This is a genomic window from Alteromonas sp. IB21 (genome assembly GCF_016405965.1).
GTDB lineage: Bacteria > Pseudomonadota > Gammaproteobacteria > Enterobacterales > Alteromonadaceae > Alteromonas.
Map to the genome: position 1 here is coordinate 18,799 of NZ_JAEFCD010000018.1, position 15,428 is coordinate 34,226.

The 15,428-nt window shown below is 41.4% G+C and carries 16 protein-coding genes and 1 pseudogene; 9 read left to right on the plus strand and 8 right to left on the minus strand.

The window, feature by feature from the left end; genetic code table 11:
- Nucleotides 1-123 precede the first annotated feature (123 nt).
- Together JC525_RS12805 and JC525_RS12810 are read left to right on the plus strand one after the other, a co-directional pair.
- The gene (locus JC525_RS12805) at nt 124-1,455 is read left to right on the plus strand and encodes a hypothetical protein (RefSeq protein ID WP_198816197.1); all 1,332 of its coding nucleotides are present in this window, start codon (nt 124-126) and stop codon (nt 1,453-1,455) included.
- A gap of 258 nt (nt 1,456-1,713) precedes the next feature.
- Nucleotides 1,714-3,090: a family 16 glycosylhydrolase gene (locus JC525_RS12810; protein WP_198816198.1), complete on the plus strand. Its 1,377-nt coding sequence runs from the start codon at nt 1,714-1,716 to the stop codon at nt 3,088-3,090.
- Nucleotides 3,091-3,616: 526 nt separating this feature from the next.
- Here JC525_RS12810 and JC525_RS12815 read toward each other — a convergent pair.
- The 5 genes from JC525_RS12815 to JC525_RS12835 form a co-directional block, all read right to left on the minus strand.
- Nucleotides 3,617-3,787 (minus strand): hypothetical protein, encoded by a 171-nt coding sequence (locus JC525_RS12815; RefSeq protein ID WP_198816199.1) that lies wholly within the window; start codon nt 3,785-3,787, stop codon nt 3,617-3,619.
- 62 nt (nt 3,788-3,849) lie between these two features.
- Nucleotides 3,850-4,110 carry a hypothetical protein gene (locus JC525_RS12820; RefSeq protein ID WP_198816200.1) on the minus strand — a complete coding sequence of 87 codons (261 nt, stop codon included), beginning with the start codon at nt 4,108-4,110 and terminating at the stop codon, nt 3,850-3,852.
- A gap of 89 nt (nt 4,111-4,199) precedes the next feature.
- The gene (locus tag JC525_RS12825) at nt 4,200-5,411 is read right to left on the minus strand and encodes a type II toxin-antitoxin system HipA family toxin (RefSeq protein ID WP_198816201.1); all 1,212 of its coding nucleotides are present in this window, start codon (nt 5,409-5,411) and stop codon (nt 4,200-4,202) included.
- Nucleotides 5,401-5,649, minus strand: coding sequence for a helix-turn-helix transcriptional regulator (locus tag JC525_RS12830; RefSeq protein ID WP_198816202.1), 249 nt, complete (start codon nt 5,647-5,649; stop codon nt 5,401-5,403). Before JC525_RS12830 ends, JC525_RS12825 begins: the two co-directional genes overlap by 11 nt.
- 94 nt (nt 5,650-5,743) lie before the next feature.
- Nucleotides 5,744-6,718, minus strand: a complete 975-nt coding sequence (locus JC525_RS12835) for a tyrosine-type recombinase/integrase (protein ID WP_233095181.1) — start codon at nt 6,716-6,718, stop codon at nt 5,744-5,746.
- Nucleotides 6,719-7,046: 328 nt separating this feature from the next.
- On the opposite strand from JC525_RS12835, the gene JC525_RS12840 reads away from it, so the two are divergent.
- The 4 genes and pseudogenes from JC525_RS12840 (at nt 7,047) to JC525_RS20140 (ending at nt 9,637) form a co-directional block, all read left to right on the plus strand.
- Nucleotides 7,047-7,919: a hypothetical protein gene (locus JC525_RS12840; protein ID WP_198816203.1), complete on the plus strand. Its 873-nt coding sequence runs from the start codon at nt 7,047-7,049 to the stop codon at nt 7,917-7,919.
- Between the two features lie 43 nt (nt 7,920-7,962).
- Nucleotides 7,963-8,796: a Dam family site-specific DNA-(adenine-N6)-methyltransferase gene (locus JC525_RS12845; protein ID WP_198816204.1), complete on the plus strand. Its 834-nt coding sequence runs from the start codon at nt 7,963-7,965 to the stop codon at nt 8,794-8,796.
- A gap of 58 nt (nt 8,797-8,854) precedes the next feature.
- Nucleotides 8,855-9,277, plus strand: a pseudogene (locus JC525_RS20135) (nuclease-related domain-containing protein); the annotation flags it as partial.
- 111 nt (nt 9,278-9,388) lie between these two features.
- Nucleotides 9,389-9,637, plus strand: a complete 249-nt coding sequence (locus JC525_RS20140; protein ID WP_269822356.1) for a topoisomerase DNA-binding C4 zinc finger domain-containing protein — start codon at nt 9,389-9,391, stop codon at nt 9,635-9,637.
- A gap of 335 nt (nt 9,638-9,972) precedes the next feature.
- Here JC525_RS20140 and JC525_RS12855 read toward each other — a convergent pair whose 3' ends face one another.
- Complete coding sequence (locus JC525_RS12855) at nt 9,973-10,323, minus strand: methyltransferase family protein (protein ID WP_269822355.1); 351 nt, start codon at nt 10,321-10,323, stop codon at nt 9,973-9,975.
- 434 nt (nt 10,324-10,757) lie between these two features.
- Here JC525_RS12855 and JC525_RS12860 point away from each other — a divergent pair, with 434 nt between their 5' ends.
- The 3 genes from JC525_RS12860 (at nt 10,758) to JC525_RS12870 (ending at nt 12,635) form a co-directional block, all read left to right on the plus strand.
- Nucleotides 10,758-10,979, plus strand: coding sequence for a hypothetical protein (locus JC525_RS12860; RefSeq protein ID WP_198816205.1), 222 nt, complete (start codon nt 10,758-10,760; stop codon nt 10,977-10,979).
- 630 nt (nt 10,980-11,609) lie between these two features.
- On the plus strand, nt 11,610-11,891 hold the full coding sequence (locus JC525_RS12865) for a CRISPR-associated protein Cas2 (RefSeq protein ID WP_198816206.1): 282 nt from the start codon (nt 11,610-11,612) through the stop codon (nt 11,889-11,891).
- 339 nt (nt 11,892-12,230) lie between these two features.
- Nucleotides 12,231-12,635: an antitoxin Xre/MbcA/ParS toxin-binding domain-containing protein gene (locus JC525_RS12870; protein WP_198816207.1), complete on the plus strand. Its 405-nt coding sequence runs from the start codon at nt 12,231-12,233 to the stop codon at nt 12,633-12,635.
- Between the two features lie 119 nt (nt 12,636-12,754).
- Here JC525_RS12870 and JC525_RS12875 read toward each other — a convergent pair whose 3' ends face one another.
- Together JC525_RS12875 and merA are read right to left on the minus strand one after the other, a co-directional pair.
- A complete protein-coding gene (locus JC525_RS12875) occupies nt 12,755-13,705 on the minus strand; it encodes an IS30 family transposase (protein ID WP_198816208.1) in 951 nt (316 codons plus the stop codon).
- Between the two features lie 281 nt (nt 13,706-13,986).
- Nucleotides 13,987-15,426 carry a mercury(II) reductase gene (gene merA, locus JC525_RS12880; protein WP_012518534.1) on the minus strand — a complete coding sequence of 480 codons (1,440 nt, stop codon included), beginning with the start codon at nt 15,424-15,426 and terminating at the stop codon, nt 13,987-13,989.
- Nucleotides 15,427-15,428: the final 2 nt, after the last annotated feature.

Here is a 15,428-nt window from a genome sequence, read left to right on the forward strand (position 1 = left end):
GTACGTAAAGCGGACATTTCATATTTTTTCCCATGAAACCACCGAATATGTTTTTTCATGGGAAACGGGTGTTACTATGAAGTCTCAGTAATATGCCTTTATATTTCAAGGAGAGATTGAATTATGTCGGTTGTGATGCTAGATAACTCAACAATTTCGAGCGTACAAAGAGCTTTAGGCAAGGCTCCCACCAAAGAACCCGCGTTATTGGATGTTGAACATGTAGCTTTAGAGCGGTTTTCAGAGGCATTTTTACTCAGTGATAGCATCATTGTCCCTGATACTTATAAGAAAGCTTTAACTCCAGCCAGAAAAAAAATGCTTTCCGATCCAGTCTTTACATTTATGACTGTGAAAGAGCAAGAAGATAGTGATTTGCTAAGTATTGCTGGTAAGTTATCTGAAGCATGGCATGTGGCATACAAAGAAGGCTCAGAGCGTAGTCTATTCTCACAGTATTTTCAGCAGGCGGATGCTTTTAGTAAGTTCATTTGGGAACATGGGAGTTCTGAATTCTATTTAGTCTTTAGAGCTATGGGAATTGATAAGGAAAGCCCATTTATCGAAGCTGTCCTAGATAGTCCGGCTGATTATGGATTAGGAGAGAAGCTCGAGATACAGGGTACTGACGACTTACCAGTTAAATGGGAAAAACTCTCATCTCATGTTAAACGACTTGTTTCCGTACTAGCGTGGCTTGGCAATCAATATATTTGGTACCAAGTCTACGCAGCAAAACACAATGCAAATTATCTATCCCATCCGCTTAGAGACTTCTTTTCATATGATTTCCTAGATCGCCTTAACCATGGTGCAAATACGAGTGAAAACTTTGCCAAATCATTTAGGACGGGGATGCAGGGGTTCCAGAAGAAAATGCTGGATACCTACCAAGAGCTTGATTTAGTGCCGCAATCAGAAAGTTTACATCTACCGAACTTTCTTCCATTCCTTGTCTCTGAGTGCGGAAACGGTCAAGAATACTTAGATGCCTTGTCGCATTATAGAAATGTAAACGAAGTCGTAGAAATAAGGGAAAGACTTTCTGATATTGATTCAGAAATAGAACGCGGTATTTATAAAAAGCATACCCAGATGGTTAAAGATATTGAGCGTGTTGGAGAAAATCTATTTAAAGAGAAAGGAGTTGATCCGCGCTTTATCAAGTTAGGCCCTCCCACCAAATTGCTTGGAATAAGTGTCTCTGGCGACGATGCGAAAATTGATTTGCCGATACCGACTGGATTATACAAACAGTATTTTGTGGGAAGGAAGTACCGCAGTTTTGTTAAGAAAGTTATGGATGAGCTTGCTATGCCATCACAATATGGGAAGCTAAAAGATCGCCTTAATAGTTATGCTTGGATTGATAAAGAGCAGTTTCCAAAGTTTTATCTAAAGCAGGATAGAATGCCTTCTCTGTTCCATAAGCCATTTAGCAAATCGTCGCTATGAAATATAACAAGACAATCATGTCCCCGTAAAAAGCGCGAACTTCGTTCCGTATAATTGCCCCTTCTTGGGGCGTTAACGTCCGTTTCTTGTCTATTGATGCCCGTCAGTCTTTGCTGTTGGGCAGGTCCGCACCTTGAGTTCAACTGATGATAAGCAACAGTAGTCCAATTGTTTTTCTTTTCTTGATTTTTATATTAATTTTAATGACTATTCGATGAACCACTAGCACTAACGAAAACTGTTACTAAGGTGATTTTAATGAAACTAACAAGCTGGCCTGCCGTTTTTTGTTGTCTATTCTTTGCCGTAGAAACGTTTGGTCAGTACCAAACTGGTCTAAGCGGCGAATTTCTGAATGAATCTGAATCTCAGACCTACAAGCAAACCAATACTTTTCATAATTCAGATGTTGTGTGGGCGGTAAATGTAGGTGGTAAGGATTACATTGGGCTAGACGGTATACACTATAAAGCAGAACAGTATGTTAGTGGTGGAATTCGGGGTGAAATAGATAAAATTTTAGGCTCTCAGGATAGTGTTTTGTATCAATCATATAGAGAGGGTGATGTCGCTATCGACTATCCTCTCGAAAATGGTGAATACAATATAGCTTTTCATTTCGCAGAGCCCTTCGATATTGACATGGACGGACGTTTGTTCGATGTAATGGCGCAAGACGAGCTGGTAATAAATGATTTGAATGTTCGCCTTGCACGGGATGGCAAGCATAAGTCAGGTTTGGTCACTGCTGTTTCAAACGTAAAAGTGACCGACGGAAGATTAAAAATAAGGTTTGAAGCAACGGCAGGAAAGCCTATTTTGAGTGCACTAGTTGTGCGCAAAACAAATGATGACACCAGAAAATGGAACTTGATTTGGTACGATGAGTTTGAAGGTAATAGTCTCGATGAGAGCAAGTGGTCGATAGATGTTTGGCCAGCATTCAAAGTTAATAGCGAAGACCAAGTTTATACTGCCAGAGAGAAAAATATCAGACTTGCTGATGGCAAGTTGATTATTGAGGCTCACAAAGAGGACTTCGAAGGCGCTGCATACACCTCTGGCCGTATTCATTCAAAAGGCAAAGGTGACTTTCTCTACGGCAAAGCCGACATCCGCGCCAAACTTCCCCCCGGGCAAGGCACTTGGGCTGCGATATGGATGCTACCAAGCGATCCTTACAAATATTCTACTACATGCAGACCCAATGAGGATTGGCAGGGAAGCAGAACCTGTGATGCATGGCCAAACTCTGGGGAGATAGATATCATGGAGCATGTTGGCCATGACATGGGAACAGTATGGGGAACTGTTCATAACAAGGCCTATTATTGGATAAACTGGGAACAGAGAAAGGGCAGTATTATTCAAGAGGATTTGGATAAAAGATTTCACCTCTATTCAGTCGAATGGACACCAGACCATATCCATATATTTCTAGATAACAAGCTATATTTCACTTACATAAACGAGGGAACTGGTTGGAAGGCTTGGCCTTACGACCATCCATATCACCTTATTTTAAACTTAGCTATCGGTGGAAACTGGGGAAGAGCAGGCGGGCCAATTGACGACAATATATTTCCTGTTCAAATGGAAGTTGATTATGTGAGAGTGTATCAGCTAGCTGAATAAGGTTTAGAGACTAATCAAAAGCCACCTTAACACCGATAACGTCTGCGTTGTGCTGATATGCAAGATATTGTTCTGTAGCTCTGTCGACTAATAGTTACGTATTATGTGGAGCTTGTATAAAAAAAGTTCTGACAGTCAGATTGAAGCCACAGATCTGCCGTATGCTCGAAGAAACAAGAACGGCATGAGCTTTTTATTTGCTGCAAAAAGGTGGCTTTGCGGCGAAAGCGCCATTTGAAATCAGAGTAATAAACTACTCATTGAATGTCTGCTGGTTGTCTAAAGCGGTCGCTTGCCTGTCAAATTGCTAATGTCTGGTTATCGCACATTTACGACCGTCGACTAAACTCCTTTTTGGATAAACCTTGCTAGAGCGAAATGCAGGCTTCATAAAAAAATGAGAACTTTGATGTCACAGTTTCAAACGTTTGTGTCATAGTTCTGATCTTTAATGTCCGAAGACATTAGCCAAAAGTGCATGGTATTGCATCACGATATCTTGCACCGTTTGCTTTGGAGAAAGTTTTCACAATAAAGGTTCAGCAATGCCCGTTCTCGTGAGCCATTTGTCGATAAGATTTATGGTGGTTATTGATATATAGCCGTACTGGCCATTACCTGATTTATCGGTTTTAGAACGCGGGCCGAAGATCCGTTGTTTGGCAAAATTGATGTGATGGAGATCAATTGCTAACAAATTTGACGCCCGGAAAATCGTGTCTATCGCTGTATTGAAGATGACTGCGTCACGCAAGCTAATCAGTGAATCCGTATCGAGTTTTGCATTGATGGCGTCAATATTTTAAGGCGCATGGGCGCGGCTTGAGACTGTCGGCTGGGCTTTTGATTTATCTTATGGTTGGTGTATTCGGCAAAGAGTTTTGACTGTTTCCACGGGTCCGGCAATTCGCTCACTTCAATAAAATAGCGCACTGAAGCAATTTTACGGCGTATGGTGTGATGCTTAAGTTTGGTCGACATCAAGTGAGCCAGATAGGCACAACACGATGCTTTAGTCATATTAACATCGCTGGCCATAGCAGGCAGTGCGTTATCTTTACAAAACGCCAGGTACTGATCGAAGTCGTACTGATAGGCCCGTTTCTAATTTACTGGTACTTTTTCTTCTTATCATGCCGATAAACGCTATATACACTCTGCTTAGCCATCGTGGAGTTTACATGCTTTTCTATCGACCCCCGTAATCCGTCCATGGAAGAAACCTCATTCAGCGAAGCCAGGCACTCGAGGATACCCTGCGCCATACTATCGACTGTATTGGCAGCAAAAGAGCGTGTCATTCCTGCACTAAAGGCAAACTCTATTAAATCACGCCTCTTAGGAAAAGCTCTGCTCTTGCGCATTTTAAGCGCCATTGTATTATCAATAGTTGGATAGATGAGCGTGTGAGTGACGTCATACACTGGGCTAAGTCGTATGTCTGACTGATTAGTGGAGTATTGCAATGAAAAGTTTTTAAGGTGCGCGTCACCGTTTCCAATCAAGCAGTTAAATGCAATCAGCGTAAACATCTTGTCTACTTCTTCAGGGGAGTGTGTATTGCGGTGTGTTGCCTTCATCACATTTTCATAACTACCTAAATATTTCTGGTCTCCAGTGCGCCCCATAAGCGTAGCATAATCCTCGATACCCATTTTATTGCCGTCATTATCTACGTCAAAACGCTCTACCACATAGTGCTGCAAATCATCTGATAGCCATACCTTGGGGGTATCCAGACCACAGTACTCAGCGCATTTCATGCAAACAAACTCGTTGACTGTCAGCAACGGGAATTCGTCATCAAAGGTTTTAACAATAACGTCTTGTTGTAAGAGAGTCGAACGGGATACCACTACCTTAGGCTGAACGCCGGATGCCATACCATTTAAGTAGTAGCGGTTGAGTAGTTGAGGGAATAAACTTTCTTTGCCAGACCAGTGCAGTATGTCATCAATGGCAATGGGGTCTGGCTCTGGCAAGGCGATACCAGCATCATAAGATAAGTGGCCTATGCCTTTCTCCCCCATGAGCGCCAGTAAGTACATATCATCGACGTTAGCATAGCGTATGAGCTTCTCAGAAATATACCGTCGCAGATAACCTTCAGGCAAATTCTGCGTGAATATTGGATGCAGTGCACCATTCGTATACGACTCAGGTTGGTAAGGCATCGTTAACGATACTGGCAAATCTTCATTAGTATACGTATAGCTAAATTGGGCCGTCCGATTTAAGATACCAGACGATTGTCCGGCCACATGAACGCTCAGTCGGAGAACCTGTTCGGGTAAACTTGCGAGAATTAAATTAGTCGTCATCGTAAATGGCCCCAAGTTCATCAAATTTCGGGCGGTGATTAATGGGGATGGCTGTTAACTCTAAGTCCATTAGAGTTAAGTAGCGCTCAAGCAGTTGCAGTGATCCCTGATAACGGCCGTTCTCAATTTGTGAGATCCGAGGACGGCCTGTTTTGAGCTTGTTGGCAACATCATCCTGACTCATACGTTGACGTTTTCGCTCTGCCTTTAACTGTTCGCCAATAGATTTTCTGCTCATTATTCACACTATAAATGTACCTATATATGTACAAATAACATTCTTTTGCATAAATGTACATATATAAATACATTTATTCAAAGACTAACAAAGGTTACCTTACGTTCGCCATTCCTGTTTTCGTCACATCAAATTCTTCACCGTAATGCATCGGCATCGCTGAACTTGTCCATCCACCCGCCTTTTGAATCTGATCTAATGAGATACCACGCTCAAACATGGTCACTACACCACCCACACGCGTGCTATGACAACTCGGTTTGAATTCTAAATTAAGTAAGGACGCTAAGTTCTTATATCTGGCCAACAGTGCATGGTATTGCATCGCGGTATCTTGCACCGTTTGCTTTGGGGAAAGTTTTCTTAATAAAGGGCCATCAGCAATGCCCGTTCTCGTGAGCCATGTATCGATAAGTTCGATAGTCGTGTTTGAAATGTAGCCATATTGACCTTTACCTGATTTATCGGTCTTAGAGCGCGGGGCAAATATGCGCTGCTTGGCAAAATCGATGTGATGCAATTCAATGGCTAATAAATTCGATGCCCGGAATATCGTGTCTATTGCCGTGTTAAAAATGACAGCATCACGTAACCCAATCAACGAATCCGTATCGAGTTGTGCATTGATGGCGTCAATATTTTCAAGACGCATGGGCGCGGCTTGAGACTGACGGCTGGGCTTTTGGTTTATCTTATGGTTTGTGTATTCGGCAAAGAGTTTTGACTGTTTCCAAGGGTCGGGCAATTCGCTTACACCAATGAAATAGCGCACTGAAGCAATTTTACGGCGTATGGTGTGATGCTTCAATTTGGTCGACATCAAGTGATCGAGATAGGCACGACACGTTGCTTTAGTCACATTAACATCGCTGGCCATAGCCGGGAGTGCGTTATCTTTGCAAAACGCCAAGTACTGATTGAAGTCGCACTGATAGGCCCGTTTCGTATTTTCCGATTTAAGCTCCCATACGTCATCTTTTAATTCACGTAAATTATTGATGACGCGTTCGCGATCTGCTCCTGCGATCGCCATCGGTACATTATCGACATGAATTAACATGGAGGACATAAATTCGCTCTTATTTATTATTTAAGATAATTTGCATTATATTGAATAATAGAGCAGGGGAGTAAGGTGATCAAGGCTTTTAAATAAAACGTTATATGTAACGCTTTATTTTAAGATACGGGGCAGGGCAGCTATAGGCCAAATGGAAAGCGTTACATATAACACTTTTAGATTTTTATAGAGGTATTTAGAGTGAGGACAACAATCACATTGTTTTCGCTCACATCTGGCACCAAAGGACGAGAACTATAAAAGCGTTACAAATAACGTTTTTATGTTGGCGCAGATTTACTATATGATGGAACAAATTTGATAGCGAGCAAGTACCATGACAGAAGACAGTCTTTGGCAGACATTCTTGGACGAACAATTAGCGTCCTTTTTAAGTTCATTACCTGATAAGGATATCCAAATCCCCTTTAGTATAGAAGCAAAAATGCTCGAGTGGGGTGGACTGGGTAAAACCCGATGTTTCATCGCGATGCGTAAATATATAAGACCAGCCAAAGTCACTGCCTTCGAGAAAACCTTTGAGGAATTCAAAGCGCAATCCCGCGCTAGCCTTTGGACGTCATACCTCCACAAACACCTCGTTAAGTTTCTTAAATCCGTGCCAGAGTCAGAGTATCTGCAGGATAAAGAAACGCTTTTGGCCACCGACACCAACATACTTAATTCATGGCTATCACTTGAGCCTAGACCGCTATATAAGGCGATGAGGCCGTGGCTATCACAACCGGTCATTAAGCAATTTCAAAACCGCTATCGTGCGTTCAAACACCGAGGTCTTAAAAATATCGAGACGATTGAGGTGTCGCCAAAGACTAAGCAATTAATTGACAGAGTTAAGAGAAAAACATACGCCGAAAACTATGATGAAGTTTTCGAGATGTTATTCTCTAAGGATTACGCCGTCACGACGGATGAAGACGTTGCCGCTGCCAAACAGCGCATCTCAGACGAGCTCCCACCGTCAACAAACCTTTTTTTAGAACACTTTCTATTACGGCTTAATCCTAACGACAGAAACAGAGTAAAGATGCTGATAGAACTCTCTTACAATGCAGGATGGGACGACGCCAAGAAAAGCAAAAAGCGGAAGGGCGATCCGAAGATGGAAGCCCTCGTTGATTTCGAACTTTTCAATACCGCGGCCAGGTTCGTCAATACTCATAACCTTGACAATGATACCGAAGCGTAAAAACTAGCACACTGAATGGTAGAAAAACTCTGATGCAAATACTATGAATCAACGTGCGCCGCTAAAATATCCAGGCTCTAAGCAGCTAATGATGAAAAGACTGCTGAGACACTTACCCAAGAAAGGTGATGTGCTTATTGACGTATTCACCGGGAGCGCATCGGTACCACTGAATACCGAATATAAGGAATATCACCTCAATGATGCCAACACAGACCTAATTTCACTGTATCGGTTCATACAACAGGATGTAAGCACGTTTATCATTGAAAGTAGAAAGCTATTTAATACGTCGACCAATAACCCTGAATTCTATTATTCGGTGAGAGAAAAGTTTAACCAATCACAGGACACTACTGAGCGAGCGCTATTGCTCCTATATCTTAATAGGCATTGTTTTAACGGGTTATTGAGGTACAACTCTAGGGGCATATTCAACACGCCTTTTGGGCGGTATAGCTCCCCATATTATCCAGAAAAGGAATTAGAACATTTTGCTGAAAAGCTTGTAGCCGCGACTTTTTATAATATGGAGTTCTCCGACTTTTTCTACGAAATGGAAGATAGGTTTACTGGAAGGGATATGAAGTGTCAGTGCTATGTTGACCCGCCTTACATAAAGCACGACGAACAAACTCAAGTATTTACTCAATACACTGCTAATGGCTTTTCATTAAACCACCACCGAGCTCTGAATAAACAATTAACCGACAACCGTGCAATGTATGACAAGGTTCTGGTATCAAATCATGAGGGTAAGAGACTCAAAGAAATTTATAAGGGAGCTGTAAAAACGGTGAGGTTTAGAGTGCCAAGGACAATATCTTCCAGCGTTACAAAGAGAACTTCTGCACCAGAGGTTCTTCTTTATTATTAGATTTTGTGGTGTGTGAATGGCTATAGATACATCTACATTGTAAACAGGTTTGTTAGATATGGATTTTGCACCAGTCGTAAATCAATTAGCAGAGTTATTATGGCTTCTGATACCAATCGCTATTGGTACAGAAATTTTAAAATCTCCTTGGTTCAAAGGAAAATTTGGCGAGTTCTTTGTTAATTTTTCTGCAAAGCATATGCTAAACCCAAATACATACCATTTAATCAAGAACGTAACCTTGCCAACAGATGATGGTAGTACGCAAATCGACCACATCATCGTTTCGAAGTTCGGTGTATTCGTAGTTGAAACCAAAAACATGAAGGGATGGATCTTTGGAAACCCCTAACAAAGGATTTGGACACAAAAGCTCTACAAACATTCAAGCAAATTTCAAAATCCATTGCATCAGAACTATAAGCATGTACAAACACTTGTATCGCTATTGGGACTTAATGATGATCAAGTGCATTCCGTCATTGTTTTCGTTGGTGATAGTAAGTTCAAAACAGAATTGCCTGAAAACGTAACCAACGGTTTGAGTTACGTGAAGTACATAAAATCAAAAAAATCGCCAGTTCTCACGTCTATGCAAATTATAAAAATCAAGGATGAAATAGAGCAAGGGAGGCTTAAACCATCACTCGAAACAAATCGTGAACATATAAACCATGTAAAAAGAATTTCTATTGTTAAAAATAATATTCGTATACCAAAGTGCCCAAAATGCGGCGTACAAATGGCCTTAAGAAAAGCCAAGAAAGGTAGAAACATCGGCCATAATTTTTGGGGCTGCTTAACCTTTCCGAAGTGTGATGGGATAATAAATGTCAAATGACAACTAGAAATAGAAAAAGTTTGAGTTTTAAAGGTTCTAGGTGACACTACAGTATTAAAACTCATCTAATGACTCGAGTTTGTAGTGGCTCGCGAACATAATCCCTCTGACTTGATTACATCGTACATTTTGGACTCACATTAAGTGAGAATATGACCGGTGCCTGACTCACTTTAATTGACAATGAACTCACGCTAATCGAGAACGGGCTTGCAAACATAATCAGTCGGCTCACTTTATTTAAGAATAACGACAGTTCATAAAAATGGACGTTAAAAGATACCGTTCGTTAGTTTATGCATATAAAGCAGCCTGCGCCATTACTTATTTAAGCGTCAAAACTTAAAGCGTGAAAGCTTAGGTATGTATCGGTTAGTGTCAGACTTATATTTTAGAAAATCATCGCCATGCACTTTCTTCAAATAAGGCTCTTCAATTTGTCGAACAATCACTTCAATGCAAATCCAACATACAAAAGCACATGCCCAAAGCAGCAAATGTGGGAACGTTATACACACCCCTGCCCAAAATAGAAAAATACCAAAGTAAATGGGGTTGCGAGACTTTGCGTAAATCCCGTGGGTAATAAGTGCAGTCGTTTCTTGCTGGTCAACGCCAATACGCCATGAATCTCCCATTTGAATTTGAGACAACAAAGTTACAGCAATTCCGCAGGCGCCAATCAAGGAGCCGAGAAGCTGAAATGGAATTGAAGGAACAAATAGTAGCGGTGCTAGCCACTTCTTATCATTTTATTTCGTGAAACAAATTTGGTGTCGGTCTCACTTTCGTTATAGATACGACATTGGCTTAACCTCAGTATGTAGAAAAATTCTCTACTTTATTTATGTATCTATTTGCAATATGGGCCTTTCCTAAACAAAACTCCGAATTCACGCATAGCAAATGACAATTATTCTCCATGAGAAAAATTCTGTCGAAATCAGACTGCTCGGATCGAATCTTTAAAAAAATGGATAATCTTTAAAAAGCATTGTATTAGCGTTATCGCAACAAGTTATGCTTTGTGTTCGCGATTGCGCCGAGCAAAAGCTATGTGTTAGCCAGATGCTAACATGAAATGGAAACGCAGATGGCAGAGTGACTTTAAGAAAACAAGATGATGAAGACGATAACTGAACGAGAATACGCACAATTTCAGCAGCTAAAGGAAATGTTTATACACAGCACGCCTGAAGCATCTGGTGCATTTTTTATTTGCGGTGCATCAAAAGATACAGACGAATATGGACTGCCCGAAAGTATTCTTGTTTGCCCCTCCTATGGTGTGAATATTATCGCTAGTTACAGAAAGGTATCCGTAGGAAGGTCAGGCCAATAAGCCAATTGAATGCTTTTAAACTGCAGTATGTGGTCTGTATAGAAATTTTTTGATTTTGGAACGTATATGTCAACAAAAGACTGGGTATCAAATCATCGCGATGGTACAAGCCTGTATCAAGAATGTATTTAAGATTTTGAAAAACATCAGGTAAAACCTAACCCTGCGGTTATCCAATCAGATAACCCGAAGAACTTCTCGATTACAAGAGAAGAAAATGTTGATGGAAAGCATATCCTACAACTTACTCTCGAAATTCCTGCCGACCAGTTTGATGAAATTGCATTAGCATGGTGTAAAAAACGAAATCTACATGGTGCTATGGGAGGTCCAGTCGGACTGGAGTTTGGATCACCGGGCTCTGGCTATCCTCAAGAGTACAGAGCCAAGTGTTTTTTGTTTATGTCTGTCGATAAGCACGTGACCATATTTACAATTCCATAACCCTAGGACGGGTTTTCTCCAACAAAGCCAGGTTTTGGCGTGTAGCAAATGAGAATCATTCCCGATGAGTAGAATGTTGTCGAAAACCCATAAATAGTCCATACAGCAAGAAATACTGTTGATTTATACAGCTTAATCCCAATGTATAGATTGTACGAATTTCGTACACTCAACTTTGGAGAAAAAATGGCAAATAACCTTTTCATTTCATATGACCTAAATTCACCAGGTCAAGACTATAGCAAAGTAATTGAAGCTATTAAGGGCTTAGGTGGATGGGCAAAAGTACAAAAATCACTATGGTTTGTAACCTCAGATTATTCGGCTAGTAAAGCGTGTGATTTAGTTTGGGCGAAGATGGATTCTAATGACTCTTTAATAGTCATTGACGCGAAAACTAATCAAGCTGCTTGGCAGAATCTAAGTGATGAAGTCAGTAACTATATTCGTAACAATTGGAGCGGATAGCTAAGCCAAATCGACTTCCAGGCAAGCCCTTCACGGGCTTGCCTGGAGTCTTGTTTAGGCTTTTCCTAAACAAAACCCTATGGGCGTGTATGAATGACGATACTTGTTAAGCTCCTCAAGTAATTTAAGGCAAATTGACATCCTAGGGTTTGAATTCTAGTCAGAATCATTCAAAATATTGTTATTTAAGCTAATCAGGCTTTATTTAATAAAAACGTCACTTCTACGCATAGTAGCCAATTAGCACTATTTACCTTTGCAAAGTTTTCTGATTCAACGCTTTACTGGCTTGAGATAGACTGTAGTCTAATGAATAGATTCGTCAATGAAGACTGTTCAATGACCTTTGCTACTGAATATTATGCGCTGACCGGCAAAAAACTTTCACATTCAATTCTCGAAGAGATCTCTGTGGGGTTGCCAATAAGCTCAGCTCGTGTGATACAAAATTCGTTGTCATTGACAATGTATGAGACGAGCAAACTGCTCCATTGCCCGATGTCTTCACTTAAGAGAAAAGATGTCAGATTAAGTACCATAAGCAGTGATAAAGCGCTGTTTCTTATGCGTGTTGTACAATATGGCGAAGATACATTTGAAAACAAATTACATCTTCGCAAATGGATTCGTTTGTCAAACATAGGATTAGGAAACAAAACACCTTTAGAAATTATGCATTTTTCGATAGGAATCGAAACGATTTTAGATTCTTTGGAAAGACAGAAATGCTCATTTGTAGCATAGAGTATTGCCGGCCTGGTCTAATCAAAAAAGCTGGATTCTCTTTAAGGTTAATATCTTGACTATTAGACTTACTGCGTAATAATAACGCGAATTCAACTCCGAAGTGCACCACTCGCTCATTAAGCTGCTTTTCTCATTTCTTCGAACACGACAGCCGGTTGTTTGAACCCAAGGCACTTTCTTGGTCTTAAGTTGAGTGCTCGCTCTATCTGCTTAAGCTGGTCGTCAGTCACAGTGCGTAAGTCGGTGCCTTTCTTTATGTACTGACGCAACAAGCCATTGAAGTTTTCATTCAGGCCGCGCTCCCACGAGGCGTAAGGGTTGGCAAAGTAAATGTCGGTCTTCAATGCCTGAGCTACTTGCTCATGGTCGCAGAACTCGCCGCCATTATCTGCCGTGATAGTGTGTACATGACGACGATAACGCCACAGCATTTTTATCATCGCCTCACGAACGTCAACAGCGCTCTTGGCGTTGACATTGCGCAATAAATACAGCTTACTCTTGCGTTCTACCAAGCTCACAATCGCACCTGTACCTTGCTTACCTAATACCGTATCGACTTCCCAATCGCCAAAGCGCCGTTTTTTATCAACAATGGCTGGGCGTTTCTCTATCCCAACGCGATTGGGGATTAGCACCCGTCTAGCGTGGCTACCCTTACGGTATTTTCGACGCCCACGGCGTAAGTGTTTAAAGAGCTTACCGCCTTGCAGCTTGTCCTGTTGCACGTAGCGATAGACCCATTCGTGACTGACTGCATAGCCTATACGTTTGCCCACGCCCGCAATTTGCTCAGGACTCCACTTCTGCGCCAAGCAAAACTCGACAAAGGCAATGGTCATCTCACATAGCCGATGTTTCGCTGCCAAATAGCGCCTTTTCAACGTTTTGGCGTGCGCCACTTCAGGTAAATAATGACTTTCTTTTACTCGGTTTCGCCGTACTTCTCGACTGATTGTACTGTGACTGACGTTGAGGCGTTTTCCTATCTCTCGATAACTTAAACCCTCGCGCAGATAGGCTTCAATCTGGTATCTTTGTCCTTCGATCAACTGCTTGTAACTCATGGTGCTTACTTCTATTTGTTTGGCGACTTTAGAATACCACCAACAGGCAGTTGATCGTCTGTCACCGTTTAACCATGAGTGGTGCACTTATTATCTGAATTTGCGTAACACTTATTACGCATAAATGAGTTCAGTCTACAACCCTGTTTAGGCTGAACTACCGTTTAGGTCCCTAAATTTTGATGAATATTTGTAAGCAACTGATTTTATTGTTGGATTCTTACTGACTTTATAAAAATACTCCGTCGAGTAGCGTTAATTCGTGAATAGAATTATATTTATTATCCAGCGCAACAAGACAACTCACTCACATCTTTATTAAAAGTCTGCGCACACAGTTTCAGACCTTCAACCATGGTTAGATAAGGAAAAAGCTGGTTTGCTAAATCTTCAATTGTCATTTGATTGTGTATAGCAAGGGCTGCACTTTGTATTAGCTCACCACCTTCGTGTGCTAAGATTTGCGCACCGATAAGCTTATTGGACTGTTTATCTGCCACTAACTTTATAAAACCGTCTGTCTCAAAGTTGGCTAAGGCTCTTGGCACATTTTCCATTTCTAATACGCGGCTAATAACGCTTATTCCCTGATTTTCAGCTTCACCTTCTGATAACCCAACGGTAGCAACTTGCGGATCGGTAAAAATAACGGCAGGCATGATTGATAAGTCTAGCTTCAAGTTATCACCAGTCATATTTGAACCGGCACGGCTGCCTGCAGCCGCCGCAACATACACATATTGAGGTATGGTTGAGCAATCACCTGCAGCGTAGATATGAGAAACATTTGTCTCAAGCTTTTCATTAACAAGGACAGCGCCAGATCCATCGGTCCTGACACCTACTACATCTAAATCAAGTCCTACAGTGTTTGCGTGACGACCTGTAGATATCAATAACTTCTCACAGAGCACTTGCTCATCTTCGGTCTGTATGAAAAAACCATTGTCATCATGAGTGATTCGAGTGACTTGGGTATTATTTATTATTTCAATGCCCTCTTTCTCAAAACACTGACTTAATCTATCACCCAACAGTGGATCCTCACTTTTCAACAAGGTACTGCGCGCTAAAATAGTAACTTGGCAACCTAATCGAGCATATGCCTGAGCAATTTCTACAGCGACAACCGATGAGCCAATTACTGCAAGGCTCTTAGGTAGCTCTTTTTCGAACAACGCTTCTGTTGAAGTCCAATATGGGGTGTTTTGTAGTCCTTCTATTTTAGGGAAAGTGGGTGTTGAGCCTGTTGCAATAAGAAATTTGTCTGCAAGTAGTGTTACTTCTGTACCGTCAGCATGGGTAATGTTCAGCGCATTTTTGCTACTAAACCGCGCATACCCCTTAATCAAGGTTAATGCCGGATTGTTTTTCAGTATATTTTGGTATTTGGCAGTTCTCAATTCGTCAACGCGACTGATTTGTTGATGCGATAAAAGCGTGCGGTCTATCTTAGGTTCGTGGTCTTCAATGCCTGTAAAAGGGTTGCTTCGTTGTTGATGTGCTAATTGAGCGGCGCGGATGAGAATTTTAGATGGAACGCAGCCGACATTAACACAACACCCGCCTATAACGTCGGCTCCTTCTATTATGGTGACCCTTGCACCATTTTCTGCCGCTTTAATGGCGCACGAGAATGCCGCAGATCCACTGCCAATAATAGCAACATGAAGTTGCTTCGCCTTGCTTGCACAACAATTAGAGCTGCCTTGTGCGTTCATAG

Bases quoted from the DNA above. Each gene is read 5' to 3' on its own strand.
- JC525_RS20140 (WP_269822356.1), top strand. From the start codon at position 9,389: ATGCAAATTATAAAAATCAAGGATGAAATAGAGCAAGGGAGGCTTAAA.
- JC525_RS12820 (WP_198816200.1), bottom strand. From the start codon at position 4,110: ATGACTAAAGCATCGTGTTGTGCCTATCTGGCTCACTTGATGTCGACC.
- JC525_RS12870 (WP_198816207.1), top strand. From the start codon at position 12,231: ATGACCTTTGCTACTGAATATTATGCGCTGACCGGCAAAAAACTTTCA.
- JC525_RS12840 (WP_198816203.1), top strand. From the start codon at position 7,047: ATGACAGAAGACAGTCTTTGGCAGACATTCTTGGACGAACAATTAGCG.
- merA (WP_012518534.1), bottom strand. From the start codon at position 15,426: ATGAACGCACAAGGCAGCTCTAATTGTTGTGCAAGCAAGGCGAAGCAA.
- JC525_RS12810 (WP_198816198.1), top strand. From the start codon at position 1,714: ATGAAACTAACAAGCTGGCCTGCCGTTTTTTGTTGTCTATTCTTTGCC.
- JC525_RS12825 (WP_198816201.1), bottom strand. From the start codon at position 5,411: ATGACGACTAATTTAATTCTCGCAAGTTTACCCGAACAGGTTCTCCGA.
- JC525_RS12875 (WP_198816208.1), bottom strand. From the start codon at position 13,705: ATGAGTTACAAGCAGTTGATCGAAGGACAAAGATACCAGATTGAAGCC.
- JC525_RS12860 (WP_198816205.1), top strand. From the start codon at position 10,758: ATGATGAAGACGATAACTGAACGAGAATACGCACAATTTCAGCAGCTA.
- JC525_RS12835 (WP_233095181.1), bottom strand. From the start codon at position 6,718: ATGTCCTCCATGTTAATTCATGTCGATAATGTACCGATGGCGATCGCA.
- JC525_RS12805 (WP_198816197.1), top strand. From the start codon at position 124: ATGTCGGTTGTGATGCTAGATAACTCAACAATTTCGAGCGTACAAAGA.
- JC525_RS12830 (WP_198816202.1), bottom strand. From the start codon at position 5,649: ATGAGCAGAAAATCTATTGGCGAACAGTTAAAGGCAGAGCGAAAACGT.
- JC525_RS12845 (WP_198816204.1), top strand. From the start codon at position 7,963: ATGAATCAACGTGCGCCGCTAAAATATCCAGGCTCTAAGCAGCTAATG.
- JC525_RS12865 (WP_198816206.1), top strand. From the start codon at position 11,610: ATGGCAAATAACCTTTTCATTTCATATGACCTAAATTCACCAGGTCAA.